Annotated in this window: 12 protein-coding genes; all 12 read left to right on the top strand. The window is 29.5% G+C overall.

What is annotated here, in order from left to right:
* The first annotated feature begins 13 nt into the window (after window positions 1-13).
* The 12 genes from lhgO to ACHRV0_RS19730 all read left to right on the top strand — a co-directional run bounded on the left by lhgO (window position 14) and on the right by ACHRV0_RS19730 (window position 12060).
* On the top strand, window positions 14-1213 hold the full coding sequence (gene lhgO / locus ACHRV0_RS19785) for an L-2-hydroxyglutarate oxidase (protein WP_395442195.1): 1200 nt from the start codon (window positions 14-16) through the stop codon (window positions 1211-1213).
* Between the two features lie 3 nt (window positions 1214-1216).
* Window positions 1217-2350 (top strand): DegT/DnrJ/EryC1/StrS family aminotransferase, encoded by a 1134-nt coding sequence (locus tag ACHRV0_RS19780; RefSeq protein WP_395442194.1) that lies wholly within the window; start codon window positions 1217-1219, stop codon window positions 2348-2350.
* 3 nt (window positions 2351-2353) lie between these two features.
* Complete coding sequence (locus tag ACHRV0_RS19775; protein WP_395442193.1) at window positions 2354-2929, top strand: acyltransferase; 576 nt, start codon at window positions 2354-2356, stop codon at window positions 2927-2929.
* Between the two features lie 6 nt (window positions 2930-2935).
* On the top strand, window positions 2936-3967 hold the full coding sequence (locus tag ACHRV0_RS19770) for a Gfo/Idh/MocA family protein (RefSeq protein WP_395442263.1): 1032 nt from the start codon (window positions 2936-2938) through the stop codon (window positions 3965-3967).
* The gene (gene wecB, locus ACHRV0_RS19765; protein ID WP_395442192.1) at window positions 3968-5038 is read left to right on the top strand and encodes a non-hydrolyzing UDP-N-acetylglucosamine 2-epimerase; all 1071 of its coding nucleotides are present in this window, start codon (window positions 3968-3970) and stop codon (window positions 5036-5038) included. It abuts the gene before it with no gap.
* Window positions 5022-6329, top strand: coding sequence for an oligosaccharide flippase family protein (locus tag ACHRV0_RS19760; RefSeq protein ID WP_395442191.1), 1308 nt, complete (start codon window positions 5022-5024; stop codon window positions 6327-6329). The genes wecB and ACHRV0_RS19760 overlap by 17 nt, the downstream gene beginning before the upstream one ends.
* Window positions 6286-6909: an acyltransferase gene (locus ACHRV0_RS19755; RefSeq protein ID WP_395442190.1), complete on the top strand. Its 624-nt coding sequence runs from the start codon at window positions 6286-6288 to the stop codon at window positions 6907-6909. Before ACHRV0_RS19760 ends, ACHRV0_RS19755 begins: the two co-directional genes overlap by 44 nt.
* A 119-nt stretch (window positions 6910-7028) precedes the next feature.
* Window positions 7029-7649, top strand: coding sequence for an imidazole glycerol phosphate synthase subunit HisH (gene hisH, locus ACHRV0_RS19750; protein ID WP_395442189.1), 621 nt, complete (start codon window positions 7029-7031; stop codon window positions 7647-7649).
* Window positions 7649-8407: an AglZ/HisF2 family acetamidino modification protein gene (locus ACHRV0_RS19745; RefSeq protein ID WP_281922727.1), complete on the top strand. Its 759-nt coding sequence runs from the start codon at window positions 7649-7651 to the stop codon at window positions 8405-8407. The genes hisH and ACHRV0_RS19745 overlap by 1 nt, the downstream gene beginning before the upstream one ends.
* A 5-nt stretch (window positions 8408-8412) precedes the next feature.
* On the top strand, window positions 8413-9579 hold the full coding sequence (locus tag ACHRV0_RS19740; RefSeq protein ID WP_395442188.1) for an N-acetyl sugar amidotransferase: 1167 nt from the start codon (window positions 8413-8415) through the stop codon (window positions 9577-9579).
* Complete coding sequence (locus tag ACHRV0_RS19735) at window positions 9560-10765, top strand: glycosyltransferase family 4 protein (protein WP_395442187.1); 1206 nt, start codon at window positions 9560-9562, stop codon at window positions 10763-10765. Before ACHRV0_RS19740 ends, ACHRV0_RS19735 begins: the two co-directional genes overlap by 20 nt.
* A complete protein-coding gene (locus tag ACHRV0_RS19730; RefSeq protein WP_395442185.1) occupies window positions 10762-12060 on the top strand; it encodes an O-antigen ligase family protein in 1299 nt (432 codons plus the stop codon). The genes ACHRV0_RS19735 and ACHRV0_RS19730 overlap by 4 nt, the downstream gene beginning before the upstream one ends.
* The last annotated feature ends 27 nt before the right edge of the window (window positions 12061-12087 follow it).

Here is a 12087-nt window from a genome sequence, read left to right as displayed (position 1 = left end):
AAAAGATACTGATTTGAAAACAGATTTTATCATTATTGGTGGAGGGATCGTAGGACTTTCGACTGCATATAATCTAAAGAAGCAAAATAACAAGTTAAAAGTTATTGTTTTAGAGAAAGAATCTAAAATTGCTTTACACCAGACTGGCCACAATAGTGGAGTAATCCATTCTGGAATCTATTATAAACCGGGAAGTTTAAAAGCAATAAATTGTAAAAGAGGTTATGAGCAATTAATTCAATTTTGTAACGAAAATGGAATTAAGTATGATCTTTGTGGTAAAATAATTGTAGCTACTGAGAAAGAAGAAGTACCTATAATGGCAGGGATTTATGATCGAGGTGTAGCAAACGGACTTTTAGGAATTAAGAAAATTAATGCACAAGAGATTAGAGAAATAGAACCTCACTGTACAGGGATAGAAGGGATTTGGGTTCCTCAAACAGGTATTATTGATTATACAGATGTATCTCAAAAATATGCTGAATTATTTGTTGAACTTGGTGGTGAAATTTTATTTGATCAAAAAGTAGTAGATATCAAATCTATATTGAATAGTTCTGAAGTACAGACTCAAAACAATTGCTTTGAAACGAAATGGATAATTAACTGTGGTGGACTATACTCAGATAAAATAGCAAAAATGACTAATTCAGAACTCGATGTTCAAATTTTGCCATTTAGAGGAGAATATTTTAATATTAAGAGTGAAAAAGAATATTTAGTTAAAAATTTAATTTATCCAGTACCAAATCCTAATTTTCCTTTTTTAGGTGTTCATTTTACACGGATGATTCATGGAGGCGTGGAGGCGGGACCCAACGCGGTTCTAGCATTTGCTCGTGAAGGATATGATAATAAAACAATAAACTGGAAAGAACTTTTTGAAACATTAGGTCATTCTGGTTTTCAAAAAGTAGCTCTAAAATATTGGAAAGATGGCTTGTATGAAATGTACCGTTCGTATTCTAAGACGGCCTTTACAAAAGCTTTACAAAGATTGATTCCAGAAATTCAAAAAGAAGATTTAGAAATTGGCAGTGCAGGTGTTCGAGCTCAAGCATGTGATAGCAAAGGAAATCTTTCAGATGATTTTTTAATTTTTGAAGATAACAATATAATTAATGTATGTAATGCTCCTTCACCAGCGGCAACATCATCATTAGCAATAGGAGAAAGTATAGTTTCTCTGGCATTAAAAAAATATAATTAAATTATGAAAGAACCTATTCAAATGGTGGATTTAAAAAGCCAATACTATCATATAAAACAAGAAATTGATAAAGCTGTAATAGATTGTATAGCTAGTGGCGCTTTTATTAACGGACCAGCAGTTAAAGAGTTTCAGGAAGGCCTAGAAAAATACTTAAATGTTAAACATGTGATACCTTGTGCTAATGGAACTGATTCTTTGCAAATTGCGATGATGGCTTTAGGACTTGAAAGAGGAGATGAAGTAATTTGTCCTTCTTTCACTTACGTAGCGACGGCAGAAGTTATAGGGTTATTGGGATTAATTCCTGTAATGGTTGAAGTTGATCCAAGTACTTTTAATATTACGGCAGAAATTATAGAAAAAGCAATTACCGCTAAGACAAAAGCGATTGTACCAGTGCATTTATATGGGCAATCTTGTGACATGGAACCAATTATTAAGTTAGCAGAAAAGCATAATTTGTTTGTTATTGAAGACAATGCCCAAGCGATTGGAGCTACTTATACTTTTTCAGATGGACGTACTGCTAAAACAGGAACGATAGGACATATTGGAAGTACCTCTTTTTTTCCTTCTAAAAACTTGGGTTGCTACGGAGATGGAGGAGCATTGATGACCAATGATGATGATTTAGCTCAAAAAATGAGAATGATAGCTAACCATGGGCAGGAAAAAAAATATTATCACAAATTATTAGGATGTAACTCTAGATTAGATACACTGCAGGCTACTATTTTAAACATCAAATTAAAACATCTGGATGCTTATAGTCAGGCAAGAAATAAGATGGCATCTTATTACGATGATGCTTTTGCAAATATTGAAGAGTTAGATGTACCCGTTCGACAATTAAATAGTACTCATGTTTTTCATCAATATACCTTGAAAGTTAAAAATGGTAAACGAAATGAATTACAAAAGTTTCTTTCTGGAAAAGGAGTTCCTAGTATGATATATTACCCACTGCCTTTATATAAACAAGAAGCATTTAAACAATTTGTAAATCCTGATTTTATATTGCCTATTACCGAATCTTTATGTAATGATGTTATATCATTACCAATTCATACTGAAATGGAATTGGACTCAATGGCGTATGTATGTAGTCAGGTCCAATTATTTTTTAATAGCTAAAATATGGAAAATTATTTTGTGCATGAAAGTGCAATCGTCGATGAAAATTGTTTGATAGGTACAGGTACCAAAGTATGGCATTTTTCACACATAATGTCTAACTGTAAAATAGGACAAAGATGTAATATTGGCCAAAATGTTGTTGTTTCACCAGATGTAATATTGGGAAACAACGTAAAAGTCCAAAATAATGTTTCCATTTACACTGGAGTTACTTGTGACGATGATGTTTTCTTGGGACCATCTATGGTTTTTACTAATGTAATTAATCCTAGAAGTGCGATTATTAGAAAGGAGCAATATGCCAAAACTCACGTGGGAAAGGGAGCAAGTATTGGTGCTAATGCAACAATAGTATGTGGACATGACATTGGTGAATATGCTTTCATAGGAGCTGGAGCTGTTGTGACAAAAAATGTACCTCCTTTTGCACTTGTAGTAGGGAATCCTGCTAAACAAATTGGTTGGGTTGGAGAATACGGACATCGTTTGAATTTTAATAATGAAGGTATTGCCGTATGTGATGAAAGTAAACAAGAATATAAAATAGAAAATAATTCAGTAATCAAAATAAGTTAATTGAAGATGAGTAAAATTAAATTTGCTGTAATTGGCTGTGGTCATATTGGTAAAAGACACGCTAGTATGATTCAGGGTAATTCGGATTTTGAATTGGTAGCATTATGCGATATTAAAGATAAAGAAGAGTTAGGGTTAGAAAATTATCCAGAAGCAAAGTTTTTCAATTCTTTAGAATCTTTAATTCAATCAGGAATTGATATAGATGCAGTAGCTATTGCGAGTCCTAATGGACATCATGAAAAGCAGGCTTTGTTAGTTTTAGAAAATAATTGGCATGTGGTTGTTGAAAAGCCTATGGCATTGACTAAAGCGGGTTGTGAGCAAATTATTTTTAAAGCACTTCAAAAACACAAACAAGTATTTTGTGTAATGCAAAATCGTTATTCACCACCTTCAGTTTGGTTGAAAGAGGTATTAGAAGCAGGTATTTTAGGTGAAATTTTTATGGTTCAAATTAATTGTTATTGGAATCGTGATGATCGTTATTATAAACCAGATAATAAAACAGGAAAGCCTACAAGTTGGCACGGAACAAAAGAATTAGATGGAGGTACTTTGTTTACTCAATTTTCACATTTCATAGATTTAATGTATTGGTATTTTGGTGATGTAATAAATATTAATGCAAGATTAAATGACTTCATACATGAAAATAGTACAGATTTTGAAGATTCTGGATTTGTAACTTTTGATTTTGTTGAAGGAGGAATGGGGAGTTTGAATTATTCGACTGCTGTTTGGGATAAAAATCTAGAAAGCTCTATAACAATAGTTGCCGAAAACGGTTCTGTAAAAGTAGGAGGACAATATATGAATGAAGTAGAATACTGCCATATAAAAGATTATGTAATGCCGGTTCTTGCTGAAAGTAATCCTCCTAATGACTATGGTCAATATAAAGGATCAGCCGCTAATCATCATTATGTATATGAGAATATTTCAAATGTTATAGCAGGTACTGATAGTATTTCTACTAATGCTTTGGAAGGAATGAAAGTGGTAGATATTATTGAGAGAATTTATAATTTGAAATAAATGATTCAGCCTAAAATAATTGCCATTATTGGCGCACGCCCTCAATTTATAAAACATTTTCCACTCGAGAAAGCAACTAAGGACAAGATTAATCTTATCACTATTCATACAGGTCAACACTATGATTCTAATATGAGTGATGTTTTTTTTAATCAGTTAGGAATGAATCAGCCTGATTATATGTTACAATTAGGAGGCGGAAATCATGGAGAGCAAACGGGTAAGATGATGATTGAAATTGAAAAAATTATTGTCAATGAAATGCCGCAAGCTATTGTAGTTTATGGAGACACAAATTCTACTATCGCTGGAGCATTAGTGGCTTCAAAATTGCATATTCCGCTTTTTCATATTGAAGCTGGTTTAAGAAGCTACAATAAAAAAATGCCTGAAGAGGTTAATAGAATTTTGACAGATCATATTTCTGATTTACTTTTTGTTACTTCTGATATAGCTATCGAAAATTTAAAAAAAGAAGGAATTGAAGAAGGAATTTTTTTAGTTGGAGATTTAATGAAAGATTTAGTATTATCTGTAAAAAAAGATAATTTGATAGGCGAAAAAAAGATAATTGATGCTTATTATTACGCTACGATACATCGTCCATATAATACTGATTTCCCTGAGAGATTGCTGAAAATTTTAAATCAGTTTAATATTTTAGATAAAAAAGTATTATTAGCGTTGCATCCTAGAACCAATAAATTATTGGTAGATTATAATATAAAAAAGACTGATTACAGTAATATAATTTTTATCGACCCACAAAGTTATCTCAGTAACCTAAATTATATGATTCATTCTGAAGGTATTATTACAGATAGCGGTGGTATTCAGAAGGAGGCGTATTGGATACAAAAAAAATGCGTGACGTTACGAAGCGAAACCGAGTGGGTAGAAACAGTTGCCTTAGGAGGAAATTCGCTACTTTTTGATGATATTTCAAGTTTAGAAGCCGAAATGAATTCGAAACCTAGTAATTGGGACGATAGTTTATATGGAAATGGAAATTGTGCAGAACAAATAGTTGAAACTATTTTGAAATTAAATACTTTTGAAAAAACTAATTAGTAAAATTACAAACCGTTCTGACTTTTTTAATAGTGTATTAGTCGTGATGTCGGGTACGGCGATTTCACAATTAATTGCAATGGCAGCAATGCCTTTCCTTTCAAGAAATTATACTCCCTCTGACTTTGGATTGTTAACTACTTTTATTAGTGTCTTTACTATTATTGGTACTTTTATAAATGGAAAGTATGAAAGAGTAATTCTTCTAGCAAGGAACAATCAGGAGTTAAATAATTCTTCAATACTCTGTTTTTTAATAAGTATTTTGGTTTCTTTTTTGACATTTATCGTTGTTTTATTAGGGCAAAATATTTTTCTAGATTATTATTCTATAAGCCAAGAATTTTATAATTGGTTTTATTTGCTACCAGTTGTTTTATTAGTTTACGGCTTTAATGTCACTATTCTTAGTTATCTAAATTATAAAGAGGATTATAAAACAATATCAACTTCAAGAGTTGTTAAAACACTTACAAGCACAATTTTTAGTGTTTTAGGAATTTACTTTATGAAAAATTTTGGGGGACTAATTCTAGGGGAGTTAATAGGATATTTTATTTCAACATTAATAATTGGAAACAAAATAAAGGGGATATATAACTTTAACTTGTATTCATTTTCAGAAGTTAAAAAGCTTGCTATAAAATACAAGACTTTTCCGGTGTATAATATTCCTTCGGATTTGTTTAATGCAATATCTAGCCAAATGCCATCATTTTTTCTAATTGCTTTTTTTGGAGCTAATGTTACTGGGCAGTATGCATTAATGAAGAAAATTATTGATGCACCAATTTCTTTATTTTCCTCATCTATTCTAGAAGTGTTTAGACAGAAAGCTGCAGAACAGTATATTAAGTTTGGTACTTGCAAAGAGTTATTCATTAAGACTGCAAAAAATTTGACAATTATATCTGGACCGCCTTTTTTAGTACTATTTATCTTTGGGCCACAACTATTTGTATTCTTTTTTGGTGAAGAATGGTTTATGGCTGGTGTATATGCCAGAATATTTTCAATTTTTTATTTTTTTAAATTTATATCAAGTCCATTAAGTTACATGTTTTATATTGCAGGCAAATCTAAACTCGATTTTGTTTTGCATTTATATATATTTATTTCATCACTATTTATTTTTTATATACCTAAATGGATTTCAGTTTCCGTTGATACAGTTTTATGGATTTACAGCCTTAACTTTATAGTGATATATTTATTTTACTTTGTTTATTCTTACAAATTCACTATCAATGATAATTTCGATTACGAAAAAATGCATTTGGAAAATAATTAATATTTTACCATTTACAAGATTTTTCTTTGAAACAAGAGAAGCACAAACTCCAATAACTTTTAGTATATGGTTTTTTCAGAAAGTATTAGGTTTTAATAAAACCGCATATTGGCCTGTACATTTTACAAGTATTGTTGGTAATCCTAAAAATATTTATGCAGGAATCGACACATCTCCAGGATATTCACCAGGTTGTTATATACAAGGAGGAGGTAAAGTATATATTGGTGACTATACACAAATAGCACCAAATGTTGGAATTATAAGCTCAAATCATGATCTTCACGATTCTAGAAAAAAAGTAGTTTCGGAAGTAAGAATAGGAAAATACTGTTGGATTGGAATGAATAGTGTTATTCTACCAGGAGTAGTACTAGGCGATTTTACTATTGTAGCAGCTGGATCAATTGTCACAAAATCATTTCCAGAAGGGTTTTGTGTAATTGGTGGCAATACCGCCAAAATCATTAAATTATTAGAAAAAGATAAATGTAAGCCGTTTATTAATACCTATGAATATAATGGCTACATTAAAGCAGAAAAGTTTGAAGATTTTAGAAAGAAAAATCTTAAATTATAATTCGTTCACTATGATTTACTTATTAACATTCTTAAAGAGTATTTTATTCTTTTTTATCTGTTAATATTTTTTGATCACATTTATTTTTAAGTGTTTAATAATATTTATTTTTTTTTTTAATGGTTACAATAATAGATTATGGTATTGGAAATCTTACTTCAATAAAAAACATGCTTAAGAAGGTTGGTTCTAATTCGATTATATCATCAGATATCGATGAGATATCGAAGGCAGATAAATTAATACTGCCAGGAGTTGGATCATTTGAATATAGTATTAAAAAGCTTAGAAGTATGGATTATTTTTCTGTACTTGAAGAAAAAGTATTAATAGACCATACACCAGTTTTAGGAGTATGTCTTGGAGCTCAGTTATTAATGGATGTAAGTGAAGAAGGTGCAGAAACTCCTGGTTTAGGTTGGATTAAGGGTAAAGTTCTTAAATTTGATAAATCAAAATTAGGGGCTATAGATAAAATTCCACATATGGGTTGGAATGAAGTTACCTCTGTAAAGGATAGTAAGCTTACTTTAGGATTTGATGTGGATCCAAGATTCTATTTTGTACACAGTTATCATATGGTTTGTGATAATGCCAATGATGCCCTTTTTCAAACAACTTATGGATATCCTTTTGTTTCGGGGGTAGAAAGAGATAACATATTAGGAGTCCAGTTTCACCCTGAAAAAAGCCATAAATTTGGCATGAAATTATATAGTAATTTTGTAAATAATTATTAATGAAGCGTGTAATTCCTGTATTACTGATTAAAGATGGCGGATTAGTTAAATCCATTAAATTTAAAAATCATAAGTATGTTGGTGACCCAATTAATGCAGTTAAGATTTTTAATGAAAAAGAAGTTGATGAAATTGTAATTTTAGATATTTCTGCTTCAAAAGAAAAGAAAGCACCAAATATTAAAATGATTACCGAAATTGCTGGAGAAGCTTTTATGCCTCTTTCATATGGTGGAGGTATTAGCTCAATCGAAGAAGTTAAAAACATACTATATCAAGGAGTAGAAAAAGTAATTTTTAATAGTAGTGCGATTAATAAACCAAATTTAATTACAGAGACTGCGACTCGTTTTGGAAGTTCAAGTACGGTCGTTTCTATAGATGTAAAGAAGAATATTTGGGGACAATACAAAGTCTTTGGATTGAATGGGCAAAAAAATACTGGGATAGATGTTGTTGAATTTGCAAAAAATATGGAAAATATGGGAGCGGGTGAGATTTTTTTAAATTCAATAGATAGAGATGGTACTTTTTCAGGTTATGATATACCACTAATTAAGACAATTTCGGATAAAGTTACGATTCCTGTTATAGCATGTGGAGGAGCGAAAAGTGAAGTTGATTTGGCTCAAGCTATTAACGAGGGAAATGCTTCTGGAGTCGCTGCCGGTAGTATGTTTGTTTTTCAAGGAATACATAGAGCAGTTTTGATAAGTTATCCAAATTGGAAAGAAATACAAAGTCAGTTTAATAAATAATTTATATGAATATTAATAAAATAGATAATATTGTGGTTTGTAATCGTTGTGTAATGGATTCTACAGATCCAAATATAGTATTCGATGAAAGTGGAAATTGTAATTATTGTAATGATTATTTAGAAAAAGATTTTAAATATACTGAAGATAAGGAATTGCAGTTAAAAAAAGTAATAGATGAGATTAAAGCTGCTGGTGCTAATAAAAAGTATGATTGCATAATAGGTGTAAGTGGTGGAGTAGACAGTACTTACGTGGCTTATGAAGTGAAAAAAAGAGGTCTAAGACCATTGGCAGTTCATTTAGACAATGGATGGAATTCAGAGCTTGCAGTTTCAAATATTCAAAAAACTTTACAAAAATTAGATATAGATTTATTTACTTACGTAATAGATTGGCAAGAGTTTAAAGATTTACAATTTTCATTTTTAAAAGCATCTATTCCTGGTATGGAAGTGCCAACCGATCATGGTATAATTTCTATATTAAATAAAATTGCTGCAAAGAATAATGTGAAATATATTATTAATGGCTCAAACAGTTCTTCGGAACATATCATGTCTCCTAGATGGTCTGAAGGAGTTGCTCAAAGAGATTGGCTATTGATTAAAAATGTTCATAGACAATTTGGAAAAGCAAAACTAAAATCATTTCCCCATACGTCTATATATGATTTTTTTTATTATAAATTAATAAAAAAAATATCAGTAATTAATATTCTTAATTATGTAGATTTTTCAAAAGAAAAAGGAATGAAGTTAATTCAAGATGATTTAGGATGGATTTATTATGGTGGAAAACATTATGAATCAATCTATACTAGATTTACTCAAGCATATATTCAACCTAAAAAGTTTAATATTGATAAAAGAAAGGCACATCATTCTAATTTGATTTGCGCTGGCGAAATGTCTAGAGAAGAAGCTATTGAAGATTTGCGAAAAGATGCATATAAGGATTTGCAAATGAGAGATGATGACAAGGAATATTTTATGAAAAAAATCGGAATGACTGAGGATGAGTTTGATAATATGATGAATGCACCTCTTAAGAGTTATCTAGACTACAAAGGATATTTTAATAATAAATTTTATATTTGGCTAAATGATTTCGCTTTTAATGTACATAATAAACTAAAAAATTTAAATTATTATGGAACAAGAGCCGATTAAAAAACAAAATATTTTAGGAATTACTGGAGTATGGACAGGAGCATATGCTTTTTTTTATGAAGGCGTTGAAATTTCTAAAGGGATGCCTGCCTTTAATAATGTATTCTTAAGACTTCTTAATGATAAAAGAGTAGATAAACTGCATTTAATTTTATTTGTAGATAAGAGTGATGTATCTCTTAATATACCAGAAAAATATACTGATAAAATAGTAATATATCCTTTTAACTTTAATTCAAGAAAAAAAATATTTTCTTTATTCTTATTTTTAAAAGTTATTATAAAAGGAATTTCAATAGTAAATAAGGAAAAAATAAATCAAATTGTCGGATTTGGATCTCTCGCTGGTCTTACTGCAATTATTGGTAAATTAACCTCAATTCCTGATTATCGAAGATTGTATGGTAGTTTTTTAATTAACGAAATCAAAAGCTCTAAATTAAAATTGTTTTTGAAACATCCATTAGAATATATTTGTTTTGCTTTTGCTGGCAAAGGTTTGTTGATTACAAATGATGGAACAAAAGGGAATGTTGTTTTTGATAAGTTAGGAAGTAAAAAGTTGCCATTTTTTTTTCCTCTGAATGGAGTTGATCAAAACATTAAAAAAAACGCAACAAAGCCAAAAATTGAATTACCTAATTCTTTTCTGTCTTATGTTGCTCGAATTAATGATTGGAAAAGACAACATTTATTAGTTCAAGCTTTGGCAATTTTAAAAAAACAAGATTTAATATTACCAAAAACATTTATAATAGGATCATTCCATGATCAGAATTATATTAAATATCTAAAAAACTTAATAAAAGAATCAGATTTATTAGAAGATGTTTTCTTGATAGATGGTCTGCCAATTTCAGAAGTGCATTATGTTTTAGAAAGATCATTAATTACTTACTCACTTTATCATACTTCAAATCTAGGGAATGTGTTTTTAGAATCAATGAAACTAGGGACACCTGTAATTGCTTTAAATGACACAGATTCTTTATCTTTAATTGATAAAAATGCTTTTTTTGAGTTGAAAGATGATGACCCTTCAGTTATTGCTGATGCAACACTAAAGTTATTGAAAAATGATTACTTAAGAGAGGAGCTTTCTAAAAATGCAGAAATATATGCTGAGAAGAATTTACTTTCATGGGATGAAAGAGCTTTGTATGAAATTAACATAATTTTAGATTGATTTCCGTAAAAAAAATAACATCTAAAAATTTTTTAGGTACTATAACTGCGTTAATGTTTGTGCTTTTATGTTTTGCCTATCCAATATCTGCTATTACTTCCAATGTTTTAGGACTACCTTCAACTTTGGTTAATGTGACATACAGAGCATTTAATTTATTGATAGCCCTGTATGTTATATTAGTATTATGTCTTACAAATTTTGATAAAATTACAATAAATAGATTTTCTATTCCTCTATTGTGTTTTTTTGGATTTTATTTTTTAAGGATTTTTTGGGACACAATAATTGTTTCTGTAAGTACAGAGCAAAGCTTAATTGAAATTTATTCCTTTTATATAGGCAGTATTATTTTTCCAGTAATAGCAATTCTATTAGCTTTTAAATTTGCTGATTTAAAAAAAACTTTTATGTTAATGTTTTATGTTCTTGCATTAACAAATATTTTAATGATGTTTTTTTATTTCTCTCAAAGTGGATGGGTAATTAGCCCTGAAATGTTAATGAATCGTGCTGAGATTAAAGGAGAAAATGAAGAATTATTAATTATCAATCCAATTTCGTTTGGATTATATGGCGGATACTTAGTATTGTTGTGCCTCTCATTTTTAATGATTTTAAAGGATTCTATTTCTAAAAAATTTGTTTTTCTAATTTGCTTATTTGTGTTTATTGGTTTTGCAAATCTTATACTCGGTACATCAAGAGGGCCCTTTTTGTTTACCTTTTTAGGAATTGTTTTAATTTCTTTTTTTCATTTTTCATATGCAAAATTTTCACTTAAGTATTCTTTAAATTTTTTGATGACATCTATTTTTATTACTCTAGCTTGTATATTGCTTTATATTAAGGTTTCAAGTGAAGGAATAGAAATAGGGATAATTGAAAGAATGATTAATACTAAAGAAAATATACAATCAGGTGATAAAGAATCTAGAAATGAATTATTTATGGAAGCAATTTCTATGTTTGAAAAATCTCCAATATGGGGAGAAAAAATTGTTCTAGATTCAACTTCTTCTTATCCTCATAATGCAATAGTAGAAGTTTTAATGGCTACAGGATTGATTGGATTTATACTATACTTGTTTATAATCTTTAATTTGTTTGTAAAATTTATAATTTTTAAAAGATATACTAAGTATTTTGTTGTGATTTTTAGTTTATTTGTTTTGTCGTATGGGATTTCTTTAACGACAGGTAATTTATATCAAAGTGTAGATAACTGGAATTTAATAGCCGTCTTACTTTGTTTTTCAAATAAGCTAACGACCGAATCATTCAAAAAAATGTAATTGTTAAATTTAAGTTTTTGAAAAGTT

The sequence above is a fragment of the Flavobacterium sp. FlaQc-30 genome (assembly GCF_044005885.1).
In the GTDB taxonomy this organism is placed as follows: Bacteria; Bacteroidota; Bacteroidia; order Flavobacteriales; family Flavobacteriaceae; genus Flavobacterium.
The sequence above is the reverse complement of the archived record's forward strand: the minus strand, read 5'-3'. Positions and strand labels throughout refer to the sequence as shown.